This window comes from Enterococcus sp. DIV0167, from assembly GCF_050541555.1.
Taxonomy (GTDB): domain Bacteria; phylum Bacillota; class Bacilli; order Lactobacillales; family Enterococcaceae; genus Enterococcus; species Enterococcus faecalis.
Genome location: NZ_CP172933.1, coordinates 2,424,686 through 2,447,309, shown reverse-complemented (window position 1 = coordinate 2,447,309; position 22,624 = coordinate 2,424,686). Strand labels below are relative to the sequence as shown.

At 38.3% G+C, this 22,624-nt stretch carries 18 protein-coding genes; 12 read left to right on the top strand and 6 right to left on the bottom strand.

What is annotated here, in order from left to right; genetic code table 11:
• Window positions 1-126 precede the first annotated feature (126 nt).
• Window positions 127-1,271 (top strand): IS3 family transposase gene (locus IGM09_RS11720; protein ID WP_113826046.1). Its coding sequence is split into 2 segments (ribosomal slippage): window positions 127-400 and window positions 400-1,271, totalling 1,146 coding nucleotides; the frame shifts between segments, so codons are not numbered across the junction.
• Between the two features lie 70 nt (window positions 1,272-1,341).
• On the opposite strand, the gene IGM09_RS11715 is transcribed toward IGM09_RS11720, so the two are convergent.
• Entirely contained in the window at window positions 1,342-2,745 is a 1,404-nt protein-coding gene (locus IGM09_RS11715) for a dicarboxylate/amino acid:cation symporter (RefSeq protein ID WP_002387350.1), read from the bottom strand.
• A 327-nt stretch (window positions 2,746-3,072) separates the two neighbouring features.
• Between IGM09_RS11715 and IGM09_RS11710 the strand changes: the two genes are divergently transcribed.
• The 10 genes from IGM09_RS11710 to IGM09_RS11665 all read left to right on the top strand — a co-directional run bounded on the left by IGM09_RS11710 (window position 3,073) and on the right by IGM09_RS11665 (window position 14,132).
• Window positions 3,073-3,774 carry a hypothetical protein gene (locus tag IGM09_RS11710; protein WP_010707036.1) on the top strand — a complete coding sequence of 234 codons (702 nt, stop codon included), beginning with the start codon at window positions 3,073-3,075 and terminating at the stop codon, window positions 3,772-3,774.
• Between the two features lie 33 nt (window positions 3,775-3,807).
• Window positions 3,808-4,569 carry a hypothetical protein gene (locus IGM09_RS11705; RefSeq protein ID WP_016618057.1) on the top strand — a complete coding sequence of 254 codons (762 nt, stop codon included), beginning with the start codon at window positions 3,808-3,810 and terminating at the stop codon, window positions 4,567-4,569.
• A gap of 39 nt (window positions 4,570-4,608) precedes the next feature.
• A complete protein-coding gene (gene gst, locus IGM09_RS11700; protein ID WP_002370068.1) occupies window positions 4,609-5,118 on the top strand; it encodes a DinB family glutathione transferase in 510 nt (169 codons plus the stop codon).
• Window positions 5,119-5,257: 139 nt separating this feature from the next.
• The gene (locus tag IGM09_RS11695; RefSeq protein ID WP_113826090.1) at window positions 5,258-5,722 is read left to right on the top strand and encodes an RNA polymerase sigma factor; all 465 of its coding nucleotides are present in this window, start codon (window positions 5,258-5,260) and stop codon (window positions 5,720-5,722) included.
• A gap of 2 nt (window positions 5,723-5,724) precedes the next feature.
• Window positions 5,725-6,651, top strand: coding sequence for an anti-sigma factor (locus IGM09_RS11690; protein ID WP_033625176.1), 927 nt, complete (start codon window positions 5,725-5,727; stop codon window positions 6,649-6,651).
• A 151-nt stretch (window positions 6,652-6,802) separates the two neighbouring features.
• A complete protein-coding gene (locus IGM09_RS11685) occupies window positions 6,803-8,569 on the top strand; it encodes a hypothetical protein (RefSeq protein ID WP_033625175.1) in 1,767 nt (588 codons plus the stop codon).
• A gap of 243 nt (window positions 8,570-8,812) precedes the next feature.
• The gene (gene truA, locus IGM09_RS11680) at window positions 8,813-9,553 is read left to right on the top strand and encodes a tRNA pseudouridine(38-40) synthase TruA (protein ID WP_002409191.1); all 741 of its coding nucleotides are present in this window, start codon (window positions 8,813-8,815) and stop codon (window positions 9,551-9,553) included.
• A 102-nt stretch (window positions 9,554-9,655) separates the two neighbouring features.
• Window positions 9,656-10,039 (top strand): potassium channel family protein, encoded by a 384-nt coding sequence (locus IGM09_RS11675; RefSeq protein ID WP_002355036.1) that lies wholly within the window; start codon window positions 9,656-9,658, stop codon window positions 10,037-10,039.
• A 128-nt stretch (window positions 10,040-10,167) separates the two neighbouring features.
• Window positions 10,168-11,430, top strand: coding sequence for a serine/threonine transporter SstT (gene sstT, locus IGM09_RS11670; protein WP_002355037.1), 1,263 nt, complete (start codon window positions 10,168-10,170; stop codon window positions 11,428-11,430).
• A gap of 149 nt (window positions 11,431-11,579) precedes the next feature.
• The gene (locus tag IGM09_RS11665) at window positions 11,580-14,132 is read left to right on the top strand and encodes a cation-transporting P-type ATPase (protein ID WP_033625174.1); all 2,553 of its coding nucleotides are present in this window, start codon (window positions 11,580-11,582) and stop codon (window positions 14,130-14,132) included.
• A gap of 5 nt (window positions 14,133-14,137) precedes the next feature.
• Here the strand turns inward: IGM09_RS11665 and IGM09_RS11660 are convergent, their stop codons facing one another.
• The 5 genes from IGM09_RS11660 to IGM09_RS11640 form a co-directional block, all read right to left on the bottom strand.
• Window positions 14,138-15,577, bottom strand: a complete 1,440-nt coding sequence (locus IGM09_RS11660; RefSeq protein WP_162782971.1) for a helix-turn-helix domain-containing protein — start codon at window positions 15,575-15,577, stop codon at window positions 14,138-14,140.
• A gap of 100 nt (window positions 15,578-15,677) precedes the next feature.
• Window positions 15,678-16,859 carry a hypothetical protein gene (locus IGM09_RS11655; protein WP_010776151.1) on the bottom strand — a complete coding sequence of 394 codons (1,182 nt, stop codon included), beginning with the start codon at window positions 16,857-16,859 and terminating at the stop codon, window positions 15,678-15,680.
• 42 nt (window positions 16,860-16,901) lie between these two features.
• Window positions 16,902-18,326 (bottom strand): DUF1116 domain-containing protein, encoded by a 1,425-nt coding sequence (locus tag IGM09_RS11650; protein WP_033625172.1) that lies wholly within the window; start codon window positions 18,324-18,326, stop codon window positions 16,902-16,904.
• Window positions 18,313-19,872: an acyl-CoA synthetase FdrA gene (gene fdrA / locus IGM09_RS11645; protein ID WP_033625171.1), complete on the bottom strand. Its 1,560-nt coding sequence runs from the start codon at window positions 19,870-19,872 to the stop codon at window positions 18,313-18,315. The genes IGM09_RS11650 and fdrA overlap by 14 nt, the downstream gene beginning before the upstream one ends.
• Window positions 19,850-20,716, bottom strand: a complete 867-nt coding sequence (locus IGM09_RS11640; protein ID WP_033625170.1) for a DUF2877 domain-containing protein — start codon at window positions 20,714-20,716, stop codon at window positions 19,850-19,852. Before IGM09_RS11640 ends, fdrA begins: the two co-directional genes overlap by 23 nt.
• 127 nt (window positions 20,717-20,843) lie before the next feature.
• On the opposite strand from IGM09_RS11640, the gene IGM09_RS11635 reads away from it, so the two are divergent.
• Window positions 20,844-22,502: a PucR family transcriptional regulator gene (locus tag IGM09_RS11635; protein WP_050588852.1), complete on the top strand. Its 1,659-nt coding sequence runs from the start codon at window positions 20,844-20,846 to the stop codon at window positions 22,500-22,502.
• Window positions 22,503-22,624 lie beyond the last annotated feature (122 nt).

The window sequence follows — 22,624 nt, the reverse complement described above, 5'->3', positions numbered from 1 at the left end:
TTCACTAAAAACATAATAAAAAAGCAGACTTCCATACGGAACTGACCCAATAAACTGAGACAAAATAAAAAAGCACCTCTTGTTGAATTCACGTTAAAATGAATTTAACTAGGGGGTGCTTTTTCAATGGGAAATCGAGTGTCTTATCCGATTCACATCAAAGAAATGGCTATACAGATGAAAAAAGAGAATATTCCTGTAAAAACGATTATGGCAGAATTAGGCATTAAAAACAAAACACAAATTGAAACATGGTGGCGTTGGTACCGTAATGGCGAGAATCATCGTCTGGTTCAACCCGTTGGAAAACAATATGCTTATGGAAAAGGTCCAGAAATTCTATCAAATGAACAACAGCTTAGAAATGAAAATAACTATTTAAAAATGCATATTGAGGTGCTAAAAAAGTACAAAGAATTGGAAAGGACGTGGAGCCAGAAATATTTGTAGAATTAGTTAAAAAAATGAAAGGAAAAATAACCATTACTGCATTGTGTCAACTTTTCGGCGTTTCGCGAGCTACTTATTATCGTTGGACTCATCGAAAAGACTTAGGAAAGTTAACACCTCTTGAAGAAGCCGTTCGTCGACTTTGCTTCCAGCATAAGTTTCGATATGGCTATCGAAAGATTACTGCGTTGATTAATCAGGAATACAAAGTAAACAAAAACACCGTACAAAAGATTATGCAGAAATATCATTGGAATTGTCGCGTGAAAATGAAGAAACGCAGTAAAGTGGGACAACCTTACACGGTTGTCGAGAACAAGCTAAATAGACAATTTTCTTCAGACGCTCCTTTAAAGAAATTGGTAACAGATATTACTTATCTGCCTTTTGGTCAAAAGCAATTGTATTTGTCTTCAATTATGGATTTATACAATGGTGAAATTATTGCCTATACCATCGGTGATAAGCAAGATACGGCTTTTGTTCTGGATACACTTGATCAATTGCCCCAAACAACGGATTGTCTATTGCATAGTGATCAGGGCTCTGTTTATACTTCTTTTGACTACCAGAATCAAATAAAAGCAAAAGGCATTACCATGAGTATGTCCCGCAAAGGGACACCTTCAGATAATGCCTGCATCGAATCGTTTCATGCCTCACTAAAGTCTGAAACGTTCTACTTAGATGGGCTCACAAGTGAACCTACATCTATTGTAATAGAAATTGTAAAAAAATACATTACTTATTATAATGAAAGTCGAATTCAACAAAAACTAGACTACCAATCGCCGATAGACTATCGGAAATCAGCAGTCTAGGAAAATGCTTTTTTATTCCTGTCTCACAATCTTAGGTCAGTTCCATACAAGAAGTCTGCTTTTTTATTAATTACTCCGCTTCCGCATTTTGCAAGTCAGCAACATCAGTCAGATAAGTGGCTTCATCCAACAAATCTTCCGAATGTGCGACATAAATCGCAGTGGCGCTATCACCCACCACGTTTAGGCTAGTAACGAGCATTTCGATTGGACGATTAATGGCTAAAATTAATGAATACGTCGCAATCGCAATCTCATTGTTATAGTTTAAACCAGTTAAAATAGTGAAAAGGATAATTCCGCCAGCGCCAGGTGCCGCCGGTGTACCAATGGATGACATTAAAGCTAAAATGGCAATCAAGGCAATATTAGCTGGTGTCACTTCATAACCAGCTACGCCCGCTACAAAAATAGCCGCAATTACTTGCATAATCGCTGTGCCGTTCATATTAATAGTCATTCCTAACGGCAAGACAAAGGCGGCAACATCACTGTCGACACCTAACTCTTCAACCGTTGTTTTTGTATTTAACGGTAAAGTGGCTGCCGAAGAAGAAGTAGAAAATCCAAAAACCACAACTTTCATAATCTTTTTAATAAAAGGAACAGGATTTAATTTTGTCGCAAATAAGATAAATAATGGGTAACCGATCATCAAAAAGGCTAAGAGCGTCGCTGTCGTTGTTACAACGTAGACTAACGCTGGTTTTAAATAATCAATCCCGTAAGAAGCAAACGTCCGAACTAACAACATAAAGACGGCGATAGGAGCAAATTTAGTAATTACAAAGGTTAAAAATAACGTGACCATCGCATTGACTTCTTCAATTAATTTTTTGAAAACACGAATTTTATCCCCTAATGCATTAATACATAAACCAGTAATCACTGCCAACACAACAACGGCTAAAATCGCACCATTGTCGCTAAATGCAGAACCGATATTTTTCGTGACAGCATTGACAATCACCATTAATGGGTTGCCGCTCGTACTTACTTCGACAGGAGCTAGCGTTTCAGATAACGACACATTAAAAGCGCCAGTTAAATATACGCTATAGCCCACAATTCCAGCCGTTAATAGAGCAATCAGTGACATCGATAAAAAGCCAAAAATCGTTTTATAGGAAATTCGTCCTAATTTTTGCGTATCGGTAATATGACAAATGGCTAAAGTAATTGAAGTAAAGACCATCGGCACAATCACTAATTGTAGGCCGTTGATAAATAGTTGACCAATAATATAGAAAAGCCCAATCGCAGATTGTCCTTTTTCAGGATCTGAAATATCTTGGAAAAGAATCTGATTGATTGTCTGCCACACAGCGCCTTGATTGCTGCGAATAAGGTGCTCTCTTAAAAATAAAAAGCCGAGCCCAACGATTAATCCTCCCACCAATGAAATCACCATTTTTTTGGTAAATGAGATACCTTTCACTTCACGTTTTTTCTTTTCCACTTTGTTGCCTCCCAAATAAATTGATTAAGCACCGCGCAAAAAAAGCCTTGCACACAAAAAAAGGGCAAGACATCTCGTATCATTCACTATACAAAAATACAGAATTTTACAGAACTTTGCCTTGTTAGCCTCTCGGACTATCTTAAAGGTACTTTTCCACATACTAAGGGAAACTAAGAGAATTGTCAATTCTTTTTTACTTAGGGGGGGTGTTATTTTTGAAGAAAGAAAGGAAAGAAACAGACGTTTTTCATTTTTTGTTTAATGATTGTGTTAAAATAATCATTAGTAGAATAAGTGAAAGGAAATATTACCTTTCTATATGATAGGAGAGTATTTTTAATGAGAAGTGATCGACATCATAATAACAAGTATTTAGGAATAGTGATTGGATTATTAATTGTTATTATTGGATTATTAGTATTCATCTTAGTGAATGGGCAAACAAATTTAAAAAGAAAGACGGTAGAAGAAGTAGATGCAACACCATCTTCCTCTACAAAGACCGTTAGCAGTTATTCAAGTACCTCAGTGGTGCAAGAAAGTGAAAGTAGTTCAGAAGTTACTACTATTTCAGATGAAGAAAATGTGGCTGCAGAAGCAGTAAAAAAACTCTCCACTAGCCAACGTGCGGCGCTAGTTATTTTGGGTGCGCCTTCAGGATGGCGGTTTAATGGCTATCCAGCTCAAGAAAATTCGAATCAATCAGTTCAAGAGATTGCTTTGTCCAATATGAATACCATAACGTTAACCAAAGTAAGTAGTAAGTTAAGTGATAACACTAGTGAAAATGATCAAATGTTTTTTGCAACTGGAAAAAATATACAAGGTGTTGGCGGTGTTCCTTCGCAAATCTATGCGTTCGGACGTGATGGGGAAATGATTTACTATTATGTTGTTAAAACGAAACTGGATAATTCATCCGCTCAACCAACAGCGATAAACTTGGGACAAGCTAATATGAATAAAATTTGGAAAAATTTTTTTGATGTGGGTGATTTAAGTAGTATGAATCGAGTGGCGGATCAGATTGTTATAAAGTAATAGAGCACTGATTTAGAAAAGGAGTTAAAGCGTATGTTTAATCATCGTCACCAAAAAAATAAATACTTCTTTGTTGTGATTATACTGCTACTAGTCATTATTGGCTTACTTATTTTTCTTATTGTTACTGGTGGGACAAATTCTGAAAAACAAACAAAAAGTTCCAGCAAAACAACCCAAACAACAAAAATTAGTAAAGAGAGTTTGAAAACCATACCTCAAACAATGAGTTCACAGCAAAATAGTTCAACAAGATTAAACGAAATGAATTATACGGAGTCAGAGAAGCGAGCAATAACTAATGAATTTCTGCTCTGGGCTAGTAAACGAGCAGAAATTGGTGGAATGGCTGTTACCACTAGATTTTTTGATCATGGAGCGAGTGGTAAAGGTGATTGGTATGCATTAACACCAGATCGGCAAGCTATTTTAGTTCAGCGGCAAGATCCATCTAGGCAAAATAGCTACCCTATTCAAGCCTTGGGTGGGGTAACATTTTATACTTCGAAAGATGGCACCTTGGGCCGGTCTGATAAAGTAATGACTTCGGCTTTAGCAGCAGGCTATAATGAAGTTGCTGATTTAGGAAAACCAATTATAAAATATTTACTTGGTGATGATGGTGAAATTTATGAATATCACAGTAGTGGTTCTTTTACAGATGGTTTTTATGAGATGGATGATAAAGGCAATCGGCAAGAAAATGGAAGGCCTATTCAAACATTTACCCTTTCCGCAGATACCGCAGCCAAAAAAGAGCTACAACGGATTCTTTTGCAGTATAATAGAAAATAGAAACGAAAGAACAGGCACCAACACAAAGGAGGTATTTTTATGAAAGTCACTCAACTTTCTAGTGAAACTCTTGACCGAGCGCATGAACGTTTTGAAGAAACACTTGCGCAAATGACCGTTGCCGAAGCAAACACGATGCCCGCACCATTAATCAAGTCTGTTACTTGGCTGATGTGGCACACAGCCAGAGAATTAGACCTACAAATTTCCGCACTTAATCATAGTGAACCGTTATGGCTTAGCCAACACTGGACAGAAAAATTTGCCTTGGATTTGCCAGATGAAACAGAAGACTGGCATCACACACCAGAAGAAGCGGCGAAAGTCGTGGTGGCAGAAAAGCAATTGCTTAGTGACTATTTGGCTGCCAGTGTGGCACTTACCAAAAGCTATTTAGACCAAATCAAAGAAGAACAATTGTCAGACGTGATTGATAAAAATTGGACCCCGCCGGTGACTAGACAAGTGCGTTTAGTTTCAGTGATTGATGATGCAGTGATGCATTCTGGGCAAGCCGTTTATACACGAAGATTAGTCATTGGAAAATGATAAATAAGAAAAAACAAAAAATGCTTCTGCCTAAGCAGGAGTATTTTTTATTGAGAGAAAAAATACATAAAAATAATGAACGAAGGACTGTCCACTTTTTCCCTAGTTGAAACGTTGTATAAGTGAAAGGAGAAATCAGATGAAAAAGGAGGCAAATTTTGACGAAGTACTATTTTCTTTTGGGCAAGAAGTCATCCAAGTCTTGATTCACCGAGGAGCAAGTCTTGAAGATGCACAAGATGCAGTGTCGCAAACGTATACAACGATTTTTTCAATATTACCTGAAATTACATCAGAAAATCTACGCCCGTGGTTTTTCCGAGTAACATTTAATTACTACATTACGATGTATCGAAAAAAGAAACGAGAACGCACTTTTGTGGCAAACAGCCATCCTGTGCAATCAATAGAAAAAATGGAAGGGCAAGAGCTATTATTATTGATCGATTCCTTAAAAGATGAGGAACAAGAACTATTGCTTTTGAAATATTATTATCAATTATCGTATGCCGAGATTGCGTTGATTTTAGAATTATCTGTTGAAAATGTTCGCAAAAAATTGTATCGCACACGTCAAAAACTAAAAAAAGAACTGGAGGAATAGAAGTGGATTTAAAAAAAAGTATTCGTAAAGCGAAAAGAAAACAATTTATCGTGATTGGTGCCATAACCGTTGTTAGTTTTGCTGTATTGTTTGTCGGTTTTTTTGTGGGAATGGATAAACTTTCGACGAAAAACTATCATACCCTACTAGAAGTAATTAATGATCAAGAAATGATTGCTTCTCCAAACACTCAATTAGACTCCCAAGTAATTGCTAATAGTTCGCCTTTTGGGGGCGAAGTTGTAACTAATCGTTCAAAAAATATTGATGGTTACACGGTGGAGTGGAGTAATTTACGTAGCAGATATAGCTTTTTCAGAAATTCGATTGACCGGAATGAAGCCTATCTTGGTAGCTATTATTCTTCTAAGAATTCCTATGAATACAACCGACAAACCAAGCAGAAAGTGGCAACTTTTTATAACCCAGCGATTACCAATTACTATGATGATGTTAAAAACGAATTAAGTGAATTAGATAAAATGGAAAACCAAGTAGCGGAAGTGGCGATTTCTTTTGATAAACCTTATCCATATGAAGAAGTCCGCAAAATGTTACCGAGCAATGTCAACTTAGTTTGGCTCTATGTTTACTCCGAAACGGTTAATGAAAAAGAGGGTCCTTCTGGTACGCTGCCTTATGGTTTTCAATTAAGCATGGACGATCAAAACGAAATATTTGATCCTGAAAACGACAAGCAACACTTTTTTGAAACCTTAGAAAAATCCCCCATGTTTGCTGACAACCAAGAAGGCCAAAAGTTTATCCAACAAAATAAAAATAAAAAAGTCGAAAAATTACCTGTTTGGGGAGTCATGCTCACCGGACAAACTAAAAATTTCAAAGCCTTACAAAATGAACCTTTTGTTCGTGGTGCTTCAATTGGCGTGACCGCACCTATCGTTCCTTATATTCAGCCAGAGAAATAAACGTTCTTCAGAACTCTAAGCCTTCCGACTGATTTTGCTTCAACGATATTGTCAGTAAAAATAGAAAACGTTATAATAGAATGGATCACAGGAAGTGCTTCTACAATGCGTGGGAGCACTTTTTTTACTTATCTATGAGGAGGGCAAGTGAATGTTTTTTAATTTTATTGGGTTAACGTTATTTTTTGGTATCGGGATCTTAGTTGCGAATGGCGCCAAAATTGTAGCGAATAAAGGGAAAAAGAGTAAGGGGACCATTCTATTAATGGTGATGGAATTGCTCTTGTTAGGTATCTTTTTATTTGTGACTTTGCCAAGTAAAAATCTTTCAACCGTGTTATGGATTAATCTGATTGGCGCAGTGATTGCTAGTGGGGTGTTATTAAGTACACGCTTAGCTAGTAAAGTCGAAGTGGGCCGCAAAGAAGTAGGGAAGAATACCAACAAAACGGCTAACAAAGACTGGTCTGGCAAAATTTTGGGTGTTGCCGTTTTGGCAATGATTTTGTTGACTATTGTCAGTAGTATTACCAGAATTTCTTCCATTGATGAAATTTATCAAACAATTCCTTTAAAAACGGAAGAAAAAGCTGAAGTTTTAACTTCGGCGAAAGAAACACCCATTGCGATTGCACCACAAACGGCGAAACGAAAAATGTTACAGAAATTTTCTGTCATTCCCAATTCCAATATGTTTACTTTGGATGGTATAACGGCACAAGTCGTCAATGGCGAGTATGTTTATGTAGCAACAGTCGAATTTAATGGCTTCTTTAAATGGCTAAAACTGGGGGAAGTACCTGGCTATTTCATCATTAGTGCGACAGATATCAACGCACAGCCAGAATTTGTAGAAAAACCAATTGTTTATACTCCTTCAGCTTACTTTGGCAAAGATGCCGCACGAAAAATTTATTCCGCTTATCCAGGTTATGCAGCAACTGGCACAATCAATTTAGAGCTGGACGACCAAGGGAATCCTTACTATATTCAAACGCTTTACAAAGAGTATGGGGTTTCTGGTCGCATGCACTATAATGAATTTAAAACGGCGGTATTAAATGCTACAACAGGAGAAGTTAACGTTTATGACAGTCAAAAAGCCCCAAGTTTCGTTGATGCGCCGATTACTAGCTCAGCGGCGAATAGCTTAAATGAATTCTTTGGTCGTTACAGTCAAGGCTGGTGGAACCAGACAATGTTTGGCGCCAAAAAAGATGTTAAAATTCCAACTGAAAATGGTATTTATGCATCAGGGCAAATTACGCCGATGATGAACAAGGAAGGGAACCAATTGCTTTATTTTACGGACTTTACAAGTAGTGAAAAAGACCAAGATTCCGCTTTAGGCTACTCCTTAATCAATGCCCGAACAGGCCAAGTTACGTATTATCGTGATACTAAAGTCGGCATTATGGATAGTGATGGCGCCATTTCTATCGCCTCAAAAATTTATCCAGAAAAGAAATGGAAAGCTAGTATGCCAGTCCTTTATAATATTGATGGCGTGCCAACGTGGATTGTTTCGTTAATGGACAGTAAAGGGATTTTCAAAAAATATGTCTATATAAATGCTGTAGATAATGATATTGTGATTGATGCAGACACGGCACAAGGCGCATTAGACGCTTATCGAATTGAGTTAGTAACCAAAGGAAGCAACAATGAAAATACAGACAAAGCCAACTTGAAAACGATGCAAGGTAAAGTAGCTCGTGTCTCAGTAGTAGCTGGGGAAGCGCAAACGGTAGTTTCATTTTTACTAGAAGATGAAAAAACCATTTTTAGCGTAACGACTAATAACAGTCCGCTGGCGCTATTCTTAAAAGAGGGCGACCAAGTGACATTTAAAGCCGTAGTGACTGAAAATGCTAAAGCAGCGAATGTTGAAGAATTGAAAATTGCAGGATTAAACTAAGAGGTCGGGACAGAAGTGTTTAACTCCGAGAAATAAGAAGGAATTTCCGAAAATTGTTCTTTAATTTTTGGAGAATTTCGGCTTATTTCCGAAGGAGTTGCTTTTGTTCCCGCCGTTTATCAATTTTTAAGCCTGGAACAAAAATCCAAAGTGATTTTTGTCCCAGGCTCTCTTGGAAAAGAAGAAAAATCCACTTATTTCTGCTATGATAAGAGAGAAAAAGAATACGAAGGAGCTTCGCCCATGCGCAACATAAAATTAACCATTGAATACGATGGTAAAAGATACTCAGGTTGGCAACGACTAGGCAATTCAGAGAAAACGATTCAAGGGAAAATTGAAAGTATTTTAACACAAATGACAGGTGAACCGATTGAAATTATTGGCTCAGGCAGAACGGATGCCGGCACACATGCACGTGGTCAAGTAGCGAATTTTAAAACGACTAGTTCACTAACAACAACCGAAATGTTATCCTTTTTAAATCGATATTTACCTGGCGATATTGTTGTTAAAGAAGTTACAGAAATGCCTGAACGTTTTCATGCACGGTATAACGCCACAGGCAAACAATACAGCTACTATGTTTGGAATAGCCCAATTCCTAATGCCTTTGAACGGTATCATAGTTTTCACTTTCCCAAAGCGTTGGATCAAGAAAAAATGGAACAAGCTTGCCAAAAATTAATAGGGACCCATGATTTTATTGGCTTTTCAGCATTGAAAAAAACCAAAAAATCAACTACTCGAACGATTGAAAAGATTACGATTGAAAGAAGCGGCGAAATGTTACAGTTCACTTTTGTGGGCAATGGTTTCTTGCATAAAATGGTCCGCATCCTCGTTGGGACACTTTTAGAAATTGGTGCAGGCACCAAAGAATTAGCGATAATTGACGAATTATTCGCAACAAAAGTCCGAGAAGGCGCAGGTGAAACGGCTCCTGCACAAGGGTTATTTTTAGATGAAGTGTATTATAAATAACAAAAAAATAAATTTTCTTTAACCACACCAATTAAAAAGTTGAACTTCATCTAAAAAGTGCTAACGTTAAGAAGAGATTAACAATAGAAAGAGGTCATTTTTTTGCTATCTTTACTTATTTCTGTCAAAAAATTATTTTCATCTTTTTTAGGTATCTTAAAAAAAGAAGACACTCGTGCCTTGTTCTTTTTATTGGCAACCACGTTGTTGAGTGGGACCATTTTTTATTCAACAGTGGAAAAATTGTCGCCATTAGATTCGTTATATTTAAGTTTCATGACGTTAACCACGATTGGTTATGGAGATGTGCATCCAGTTACTGACTTGGGAAAAATTTTCACCATGGTTTATGCTACAGTAGGCTTGGGGATTATGGCTATGTTTATTTCGGTCGTAGCAAAATCCTACTTGTATTCTAAACAAAGTCATCACCACCATCACCATAAAAACAAAGAACATTCAGCGGAAAAGTCTTCAGAAAAATAGACGAAATTGATGAGTTGACCAAGTGTTTCTCGAAAAATGAAAGTTTTTTGAGAAACACTCTTTTTTTATCTTAATAATTATGGTAGTATGTCCCAAACTGTATTTTATTTTAAAGGAGCGTGAAGTGAATGGTCAAAGCGATTCGGAAATTATCGTTAATTCAAAAAATCATGATAGGGATTGTGATTGGAACCACCTTGGGTTTCTTGGTGCCTGAATGGACCTTCATCAGCGTTCTTGGTGAATTGTTTGTGGGCGCCTTAAAAGCAATTGCGCCGATTTTAGTTTTTGTCTTAATTATTGCGTCGCTAGCCCAACAAAAGGCTGGGGCGAAAACATATGTTGGATCAATTTTAGTTGTGTATCTGTTAGCGACATTTTTGGCAGCTGTTGTTGCCGTGACGGCAAGCTATCTGTTTCCCGTTAAGATTGTCTTGGAGGCGGCGCAGGAAGCGCAAGCAGCCCCAACGCAACTTAGTGATGTTTTAAGTAATGTGTTAACAAGCGTTGTCCAAAATCCGATTCAAGCGATGATTGAAGGCAATTATTTATCTGTTTTATTTTGGTCCTCATTAATCGGTATTGGGTTACGTCAAAGTTCGGTCGCTACCAAGGATGTGATTGCCAATCTTTCAACAGGGATTACCACGGTCGTTCAAATGATTATCGGCATTGCGCCAATTGGAATTCTAGGTTTGGTGTTTCATTCGGTGGCAACCACAGGCATTGCAGGGTTAGCCAAGTATGGTCAGTTATTATTATTGTTAATTGGTACGATGGCCGTGGTTGCTTTAGTCGTTTATCCAGCGATTGTTTTTTGGAATATTCGGCAAAATCCGTATCCGTTAGTCTTTTTTGTATTAAAGGAAAGTGCGATTCCCGCATTCTTTACACGCAGTTCTGCGGCCAATATTCCCATTAATATGGAATTGGCGAAAGCAATGGATTTAAATGAAGAATCTTATGCGGTCTCTATTCCGCTAGGCGCAACGATTAATATGGGCGGCGCAGCCATTACGATTACCATTATGACATTGGCGGCAGTCCACACATTAGGCATGTCCGTGCCAATCTATTTAGCATTATTGTTGAGTATCATCGCCGCTGTTTCTGCTTGTGGGGCTTCAGGAATTGCTGGTGGTTCCTTGTTGTTAATTCCGCTTGCATGTAGTTTGTTTGGCATTTCCAATGACATTGCCATGCAAGTCGTCGGCGTTGGCTTTATCGTCGGCGTAGTCCAAGATTCCATTGAAACAGCGTTGAACTCTTCTAGTGACTTGTTGTTTACCACCTCAGTTGAGTTAGCAGACCGACGTAAAAATGGTGAAATTATTGATGTCAAAGCGTTAATTGGCAAAAGTCAATTGGTGGTCGAACAAGAAAATATTTAAAAGAAAGGAACAACCCGCTAAAATGCGGGTTGTTCCTTTCTTTAATAATCTCGGCCCCATTTTTTTCAGGGGCCACTGAAATTATCGACCATTTTGTGAAGAAAATCCTCTCTATAATAAAGGTATCAAGTAAATAGGAGGTACACGAAATGAAATGGTATCAACTTTCCTCAACAAAAGTAATCGAGCAGACTAAGACGAAGCAAACGGGTCTTTCTAGCAAAGAACGTCAGCAACGTTTACAAACGAATGGTCCAAATAAAATTGAAGAAAAACAACAACTGAAAACGTGGCAAAAGCTAGCCAAACATTTTACAGATTTACTAATGGTAGTCTTACTCGCTGCCGCAATTCTAAAATTTGCCACAGGCGAAGTGGTCGAAGGAAGTATCATTTTTCTAGTGGTGCTTGTCAATGGCTTTGTCGGTTATTGGCAAGAGCGTAAAGCAGAAGAATCATTAGACGGCCTGAAACAGATGATGGGCCAAGAGGCAGTCGTTCTAATTGATGGACAAAAAACAACCGTTTCTTCTGAAACATTGGTTCTGGGAGATGTAGTCACGTTACAAGCTGGCGATGTAGTTCCAGCAGATTTGCGCTTATTTGATGTTCATAATCTGATGATTGAAGAATCAATTTTGACAGGCGAATCAGAAGCCGTGGAGAAAATTACCGGTTCCTTGAATGAAGAATTGCCAACAGGCGATCAAAAGAATTTGGCTTTTTCAGGAACACTTGTCCAAGCAGGTTCGGCCTTAGGTGTTGTAGTAGAAACAGGAGATTCCACTGAAGTTGGAAAAATTAATCACGCGTTGCAGTCAGTAGATCAAAAAACAACGCCGCTCGTACGGAAAATGCACCAATTAAACAAGCAAATTTTCCAAGGGATTATGGTCTTGATCTTGTTTCTGATTTTCTTTACCACTTTTCGTCATGGCATGGAATGGAGCCTCTTATTTTCTGCGATGATTGCATTAATTGTAGCAATGATTCCAGAAGGCTTACCTGCTGTGTTAACGATGATTTTATCGATGGGTGTTCATGAGATGGCTAGAGAAAATGCGATTATTAAAGGCATGCCTTCCGTTGAAACATTAGGTTCAATGACAGTTATCTGTTCAGACAAAACAGGAACGCTAACTAAAAATGAAATGACGGTAATGGATGTAGTGACTGAAGAAATGGCCATTGTCAAAGAGATTATGGCCAACTGTCAAGAATTGAAATTACAAGACCAACAAAAAATCGCCGACTTGCAAGGGAATCCTACCGAGTTAGCTTTACTACAATATGTTGATCAGGATCAACTGTCTTTACGCCCTGTAGAAAAGAAAATTCCGTTTAGTTCAAGTTATAAATACATGGCCACTCGCCATCCGCAAGCAGAAGGTTCAATTATTTATGTCAAAGGTGCGCCAGAAGTATTGTTACAACTTTCTACGTTATCTGATAATCAAAAAGGTGCTTGGCAAGCACAAGCTGCGCAATTAGCGCAAAAAGGACAACGGGTATTAGGTTTCGCTTATAAGACAGTTACGTCACAACAGGAACTGACACATGAAACATTGTCAGGATTGACGTTTGCTGGACTGGCAGGCATCATCGATCCGCCAAAAGAAAGTGCCATTCAAGCCGTCAAAGAATCTCAAGAAGCAGGTATTTCCGTCAAAATGATTACCGGAGACCATAAAGATACAGCGCAAGCCATTGGCGAGCAAGTTGGTTTAAAGCATACGAAAAAAGTCCTTGAAGGATTAGAAATTGATGCTATGTCAGATGAAGAATTAGCTCAGCACGTTCAAAAAGTCGATGTATTTGCACGAACGACGCCAGAACATAAATTACGAATTGTCACGGCTTTACAAAACAATGGTGAAATTGTCGGGATGACCGGCGATGGCGTGAACGATGCGCCAGCACTAAAGAAAGCCGATGTCGGAATTGCCATGGGAATTAAAGGAAGTGAAGTAACCAAACAAGCCGCAGATATGGTTTTGGCAGATGATAATTTCCATACGATTGCTAAAGCCGTGAAAGAAGGACGCCGCATTTTTGATAACTTGAAAAAGACGATTACCTTCTTCTTGCCAACCTCTTTAGCACAAGGTTTAATTGTTGTCTGGGCGCTTTTAATGAATCATCCTCTACCGTTGACACCTGTCCAGATATTATGGGTAAACATGGTAACTACGATTACTTTGTCTTATGCATTAGGTTTTGAAAAAGCGAGTGCTGATACCATGAAACGACCACCAAGAGATGTCAACGAAGGCATTTTAACAAAGTACAGTATTTTTAGAATCATCTATGTGTCGGTACTCATTATGGTACCAGGTTACCTCATGGCGTTACAATTTGAGGGCCAAGCCTTACAGCAAACGTTCCTCTTACAAAGTATCGTCTTAGCGCAAGCAGCGTATATGATCAACTGTCGTAAGTTGGTTGATCCGTCGTTAAGCACAGGATTTTTCCAAAATAAAGTGTTGTTTGCTTCATTAGGAATCCTCTTTTTACTACAAGCGCTAGTAGTTTACTGGCCAGTAGCGCAGCAATTAATTGGCACAACTTCTTTAAATGGCCTTCAATTAGCAATGATTTTCGTCCATGTTGTGAGTCTGTTTTTCCTTGTTGAAGGGGAAAAATATATAACCAAACGATTCATGACGAAAGAAAGCCAAAAAACTAGCGAATGTCCTCGCTAGTTCCTTTAAAAATAAGAATGAAGAGTGAGCTCTGCTAGTCGGCGGAGTTCATTTTTTGTTGGAATTAAAGAGAGATAAAAGACAGGAAGATCAAGATGATCCAAGGGGAAATTGGAAATAATTATGTCGGCTTCATTTAACGTCAACTGGCTTAGTTCCACATATTCAATAGCTTGTAATTTCACACGAGTACCTAAATAAGCAGCTAATTCTTGTTGCAAAAAAGCTTTCCAAGCAGGTTCCCCTTGAAAGAGGAAATAGGCGGTCATCGTTTGCGCCTGAATAGAATAACTGGCTTGTTTTTCTAACAAAGAAGCCAAACTAAGAAAATAAGTTGGTTCTTCAATCGTGGTGTAGCGAGATAAAATCTCCAAAAGTTCTTGGTTGCTCTTTGATAACGCAAGGTCTTCTGCGGCTTGTTCGGTCATTAATTCTTGATATTCCAATTGAAATTGCTCAGAAAGTGTTGGGGACTCGGTATATTTAATGAATAACAATAACAGATTATCCAATAAATTTGTTTGGATTAAATCAGGCCGGGCTTCTTCAGTGGACAAATTAGTGACAAACTGTTGTAACGACTTTCGCAGCTGACTGTAATGAGTGTGGAGCGCAGAAGCCAACGTTTCGCCATAGACATTATCGTAATTCCAGCTTTCTAAGAAACAAAAGAAGGCAAAAAAACTTTCTTCCCCTTGCAAATAGATGCCTTCAGAAGCATAAAGCTTTGCCAAGGACGGTTGATAAAGTTGAAACAAGACATCTTTTGAGTCAAAAGAAAATTGACTCACTCGGCAATTGGCTTTGTTGCGAATCGTGTTAATGAAAAACCAACAAGCACCAAAAATTTCTTCCGTTTCCACCATCAACTCACTACTGTAAACTTGTTTCAAAAATTGAAAATAATGCTCCTCATGAATAGAATAATCGTCAAAAAAATAATTATTATGAGTAAAAGGCACCAACAAACGGTGATAAAAAATCCGAATATTGCTTTCTGCCCCAATTAGCTGAATGGTCGTCGTGGTTAGTTGAATCGTTAAATGAAAATCACGTAAGGCCAGATTCATTTTTTTGATATGTCGCTTCAAAGTTTCATAAGAAACACCACTAGTGCTCAAAAAAGAAGTTGTTACTAACTCTTTCGTAAATAGTAGCTCTTTTAATAGTTGAATACTAATGGATTGAGGTAAAAATAATGACCAAAGCTCATTGGTTTGCGCATTCCCCTGATTACGTAACCGAATACCACTGCTATCGGTTTCAATGGACCAGTCGGCGGGTAATTGACTGCGAATATACTGTAAATCCGAAAAAACGGTTCGCTCTGTCGTCTGGATTTGCGTGGCTAAACGCTTGGCTGTCAGCTGAGGAACATTTAACAACTGTTCCAACAAACGAATTTGCCGAAGCAAATCTTTTTCCGTTATCACACGTTTTAACATGGAGTACATGGCAAAACCTCCTTTTGCTTAAGAATACGGATAAAAAGGGGATTGGTCAATTAAAAAAAGAAGCGAATCGTCATTCGCTTCTTTTTATTCACTATACAAAAATATCAAATGTATGCAAAACGGCTGACAATAAAATGGTTACAACAGCCATTCCTGATACAAAGCCGACAGCACCAGGAACAAACGGAGGTAATCGTTTAGCAATATAGCTACCGACAGGGGCCGCACTGATTCCTGCTAAAACGGCGATGGTCAGGGAAAGCCAAAAGCCACCACCCATCATTAAAATCACACCAGGAACAATACTGACCAGTGGCATAAATGTTGGATACCAACCTTCTTCAGCGAAATGTTTTCGATAAAGAAAAACACCCACAGCCGAAGCAATCATTTGTCCCATTAAAATGTCAGGAACCAAGCCAGAACCATTTGTAATATGATTAATATTGACAAACCAATCTGTTAAAACGCCTAGAATTACCAAACCTCCAACTAACTCATTTCCATAAAACCAAGCTTCGGAGAAGTCAGCAAAAGTGCGTCGTATTGACCATTGAAAGGTTTGCGTATTTTCAATTTTAGGTTGTTTTTGCCGCTTCTGAGCGATTGGTGCAACAGAAGGAACCATCCAAGGAAGTTGATGACAGATGGCTGAAACAATCCAGCCAACAAAAGCCATTGTGGTAACGTTGGAAACTGTCCCAGGTACATTTAAAAGGGGCATCAATTGCGCATTCAGCCAATTGGCAAACGGAAAGGTGAAAAGCGCACTCAACAGAGAAATCGTTCCTAATTTTTTCCAGCCAGGACCATAAACGAGCGTTAAAGCTGGCGGCGTGCCGACCACCACAATAAATGTTGGTAACCACAACACTTCTTTTGTAAAAAAGCGTGTAAAATCAAAAACATAAATAGTTAAAAAGAGGGAAAGTAGCTGAGAAGCAAGTACCCAAGGCCAAGCACCAGAGCCACCAGCAATTGCAAATCCCTGCCATTTTGAATTTTTTCGATAAAGTTGCCAAGCAATCAGACCGCCGATTAGTAAGAAAAGCGTTGTAAAAAGTCCACCGTAAAATTCCCCTTCCGTGAAGTTCATAACAAAATAGATAAATTTGTAAAATCCCTGCTGATTCACTTTGGTAACTACGTCATTGTAAGGGAAAAAGTTAGACACATGCCGAAAGCCATTCATGATCCAATACAGGAACATTCCCAAAAAAAATTTTACAACAAGAGCTAAAACGGCTTCGTAATTGATCGATTTATTTTTCATATGATCGCTCCAAAAAAATGACATTTTACTAAGTTTTTGAAATTAGTTTATTGTAACTACTAAAGCCTTTAGTGCCTCGTTAAAGACATTCGCTGGCGGATTAGTCAATCCAGCGCCAATCATACCAATCCCCGGTTCTTTATGAGCAATAGCAGTATTAATGACAGGCAGCATCCCTGTTTCTAAGACTTTTAAGACATCGATGCCTGAAGGAATCCCCATAAAATCTAAAACAGGAATCGTGACATTGGGATTTTCTTTCGTAGTAATTTCCAGCATTTCTTTTGAATAATTCAATGCTTCTGCCACTGTTCCGCCAACTAATGGGACAATTGCTGGTGCAGCTGCCATGGCAAATCCGCCAACACCATACGTTTCTGTAATAGCACTATCGCCCATATCCAAACCAGCATCTTCTTGTGTGTAACCAGCAAACATCGGACCAATCACCCGTTGGGCAGGCCCCGTAAACCAGTGATTTCCACCAATCCCACTGACACGAATTCCAAATTCGACCCCATTGCGACACATGGTGGTGACAATTGTACTATTCTCCACATTATGCCCAGCATCTAACGCACATTTAGCGGCGCCCATCCAAGTTGGACCAGAAAAATAGTCAGAACTGCCAAGAAATTCAAATACTTCTTTTAATTGTTCACGAGAAAAATCAGTTTGAACCATGTAAGGTGTTAATGCTTGGACTAACAACGTACTTCCAGCTACATTGCGATTATGACACTCATCGCCCATATGCAAGGCTTGCGAAAGCATTAAGCGTAAATCAATGCCTTCTGGACAAAAAGTCATGGCATCATGAAGTAATGGACCTAAAACATCGCGCATCCAAATCAGGCGATCCACGACGGATTGATCATTTGCACCAAATCGTAAAACTTTCGCCAATTGTTCACTTAAATTAGTAAAAGCTGTGTTGCCGTACGTTTCATTTTTGATAATATGAACGTACATATTCGGAGAAGTCACGCCAGCCATAGAACCAACGGCATCATGTTCATGACAAGGAGAAAACGTAATCGCGCCAGAACGAGCAACCCGATCGGCATCAGCTAGATCTTTTGCTAATCCTTCAAAAACAAGCGCTCCTTGAACGGCACCTTTCATCGGTCCGCACATATTTTCATAAGTAATGGGTGGACCAGCATGTAAAATGGTCGTTTCAGTCATATTGGGCATGACATTAATTGCTTTATCAAATCCCACTAAAATAGGTTTTGATTGAATAATGCGGGTAACCGCTTCTTCGTTGGCTTGTTGGATTTTTTCATAAAGCGTTGGATTTTTTAATTGATCCAATAATTTCAATAGCTCTGGGTCACCATTGGCTGGCGGTGCCCAATTTACTTGATGTGAAGGAATCCCTTGTTTTTTCATATCTTCATGAATAAAGTCAATGCCTACATTGATCGTATCTAAAGGCTGTTTAAAAAGATCATTTCTGCTCATGTTCGTTCGCTCCTTTTACAAAAGTTTTGGTGGCTTCGCAAAGTTGATGACTGCTGTCGACAACGAGAACCTCTAAATCTTCTAAAATTTTCCGCTGTTCATGAATATCTTGTGGATCTTCTTCGGTCCCTAAAACATAGCCAATAATGGCTAACTCACGACCATCTGCTTTCGCTATTGCTTTGGCTTCCTTTAACGCCTCCGCTAACACGCCAACGGGATTTTCGTGAGAACCATAACCTAATTCAAAATCTAACGCTAAAACCGCCACTTCAGGATCTTTGGCTTCTTGAAGAATGCGAGTAATCCGAGAAGTCGGATCGATCATTGGATGTGGGCGGCCTTCTGTGAAACGATCATCACCGAAATCAATCAATGTATGTGCTTGGCTGTGGTCAGGATTTGCTAATTGTCGTTCAGGAATTTTATGAATATTACTATAAACATCATCAGAGACTTCTGTTAAAGCATATAAAAGTTCATCACAAAGAGTGCCACCACAGAACAACCCACGAACAAATTTTTGAGAAGGGGCTTGTTGCTGTTGGATGGCTGTTAACGTTGCGCCTGTCGGATTTTGATAGAGGCTGGTTTCCGCTTCCTGTGTTTGACTAAATTGAATCACTTTTTGAACTGCATCCAGAGAAGAAGTAGCAAAAGTGACGTTGTCTATTTTTCGTTCCGTTTGTTCACTGCCGATAAAATAAATAACAACTGGTTTAGTTGAAACAGCTAATTTTTTTAAAATTTTCTCTGTTACTTCTGGAGCAGGCGGTTTAGAAATAAGCAAAATTGTCTTAGTTTGTTCGTCAGCCATTAAAGCATCCAGCCCGTCAAGCATCATCAGCCCACCAATTTCAGCAGACAAATCACGGCCACCAGTACCAATTAATTGTGAAATCCCATAACCATATTTATGGATTTGGACACTAACTTCTTGGCTACCTGTACCAGAAGCGCCGACAATTCCAATATCTCCTGAACGTACCTCGTTAGCAAAACATAACCCAACGCCATTAATAATCGCTGTTCCACAATCAGGACCCATCACAAACAGTTCTTTTTCGTGTGCTTTTTGTTTTAACGCTAATTCCTCGTCAACCGTCACGTTATCACTAAAGAGCATGACGTGTTTTTGCTGATCTAAAGCTTTATGCGCTTCCCGTGCAGCAAATTTTCCATTGACAGAAATTACAACTAAGTTGGCATCAGGCTCTTCATGAAGGGCTGAATCTAACGTCTTATAGGTTACTTCAGAAGAAGCGGTTTTCTTTTTCTTCGTAAATAACTCGTCGACTTGCTGTAAAATTTCTTCTGAGTTCGCTTGGTCATCAAGATCTAAAACAATTAATAAATCACCTGTTGTAACATGATCCAAGGCGGGTGTATATAAACCAACATTCCGAATCACTTCAAGATTCATGTCGGTTCCCATCCCAATCATTGCGGTTTTAACTCCAGCCAGTTCATTGGCTCGTGTTGAAATGGTCATTAAAGTAACTGAATCAAAATAGGCGTTCTCTTTAATTACTGTTTGAATTGTCATGATTATTCTCCTCACAAAATAGTTTTAAACCAAAAATAATGCCGCAAAGTATGTCGCTTCCTGAAGTTGAGCCCACCTCCTCTAAAGCTGAAACCGCTTGAGCCATTTCGTTTGTATTTCCACTTTCAATTGATAAAAAAACACGCTGAACTAGCTGAGAAAACTGTTCGTTCACTGCTTCATGGATTTCCGCATAACTGACCGCATTCGTTCGTTCCTTAGCTAGCACAGCCAGCTGTTGGAAATTCGAGGGAAGTTGCTGTAATGCAGAAAAACTAGCAAGTAATCCTGTGATAAAATCATCGCCAGTGGGAGTTAAACCAATCCCCAATCCCAAAATCTTCGTTAAACAATCAAGAGCTATTTTAAAAGATTTTTGCTCCCAAGCTTGTTGAAAATGAACCATTTCTTTTTGAATCTGGGTCCGACTATAAGAATCAAAAAGAAAGGTTGACGACGAAGCAGGAAAAAGCGTTTGCCAAGGATTGAAACGAGTTTGCTGAATATACGTTAAAAAAATAGCTATCTTTATTTTACTGGGTGTTAAATAAAGTGGCGTTGGTTGCCAAATTTGGGCATCGGCTAGGGTTAATTGTCGTCGGCCTAACCGGATAAACAGGGGCTCAATTTGGACAGGTAAATCAGCGAAATGGCTAAGTTTTTTTTCATCGAGTATAATCGTGTTAGGTGCTATATGTTCGGGATGCGTTGAAATGGTCAAGAGAATTTCTTGGGTGTCTACATGACCATAATTAATAGCGTGCGTAAAACATTGCAAACTAGTCAATGTTTGATGAGGGAGTTTCGATAAAATCGTTTGGTCATAAGCTAAAATTTTTGTCATTCCAACGACCTCCTTTTTAATAGCGCTTTCACAATTTCATAATAAAAGAATCCAGCACGCTAAACAATTGCTAAAAATGACATTGATTTACAAGTTTGAATGGACAATTTGTACATTGGGAGGATAAATGATGTTAAAAGTGAGTGATTTATTAACGTTAGAAGAATTACCTGGCATTACCTTAGTGGCAGGACATAAAAATCAGGACCAACCGATTTTAAAAGTCAATATTTTAGAAAATCCTGATATTTTAGATTGGCTAACAGCAGGTGAGCTGCTGTTAACGACAGGGTACATATTTAAAGATGATCGGAAATTACAGAAAAATTTTTTGAAAGAACTAGCTAAACACCATTGTGCTGCCTTAGGATTTAAAACCCAACGTTATTTTGAAGAAGTTCCACCAGACCTAATCAAATTAGCAGATGAAATGAACGTTCCTATTTTAGCAATTCCTTACAATTACACCTTTTCGCAAATTGCTGACGTGTTGAAAAGTCGTGTCACGTTAGAACAATTTGACATGAATGCGCAAGAAACCGCATTGCATAATAAAATTTATCAAATCTTAGAAACGGGAAGTAGCAGTTTTCATTTGCTGCAGGATCTAGCAGAAACCATTCAAAATCCTGTCTTGTTATTGAATGACCACTTTGAAGGAGTTAATTTTTTTGACTTGCCTAAAAATCCAATTCGTATTTCTAGCATTTTAGAAGATAGAAAAGAAACCTCAGAGTTCCAAAAACAATTACTTGAACAAAGTCATCCATCATTACGCTTTTATCAAGAACCGATTCATTTACAGTTGAAACTCCAGAACCAAGTGGTGCCAATTGAAATTTATCCAATTAAAAAGAAAAATGTTATTTTATATTATTTACTCGTCTGGAACACCTTGGCTCCATTACGACCAGTCGACGTGGCTCATTTTAAAATCACAGCTCATTACTTACTTTTACAATTGCAATTGGAATACTCACGGAAATTTGAAGAATACCAACAACGAAACGAATTATTTTTTAAGCTGATTGCGCATGAAAAGAGGGACCAAGCTGTCTTCCAACAATTTCAACAATATTATCGCTTGGCAATAGATAAGCCCTATGCGATTTTGCTAATTTCATTAACCTTAAATGAACGCCAAAGGCAAGAAAGAATGTCTATTTTAGGTAACCAGCTAAACCAAGTTATCTTAGGGGATAAACAAAAAATTGTTTGTATTGAAATTGATAGTTCCTTTATTTTATTAGTTGACGATCCACCTGAAAAAGAAGGCGATTATCTGAAAATGATGCAACGCCTAGCGCAAAGTAGCATAAATCAGTTAATGAAAGTACAAGAAGATGTGGAACTTTTCCTAACAATAGGACCTAAGATTCAAGGTCTGACCCAGATTCATGAATCGTATCAACAAGCGATTGACGTTTTAGCCTTTCAACGTCAATTCATTGCGGAAAAACCTGAAATGAGGATTGCTTCCTACGCGAATTTTCATTTTAGACAGACACTACAATGTTATTTTTTAGAAGAAGGACAAGCAACCCTCAGAAACAAATATCTTCAACCATTGCAGAAAAGTGATCAACAGCAACATACCGACTTTGTCCATACACTGAATGTCTATTTTCAATCAAAACGAAACTTGTCTCAAACAGCCAAAAAGCTCTTTATTCATCGTAATACTTTGTTACAACGATTGGAGAAAATTGAACAGCTAGTGCTGTTGGATTTTGATAAGGAAGTGGACTTGTTGGCGCTGGAAGTGGCGTTGTTTGTGGGAACTTAAGAAGCAATATAAGTGGCGGTTTTTAATTTAATGGAATATATATAGCTAAAAGAAACGATTATACAAGAAGGATAATTTAATCAATAAAAAATGGAATCTTTTCATAACCTCAATTTTTTTCA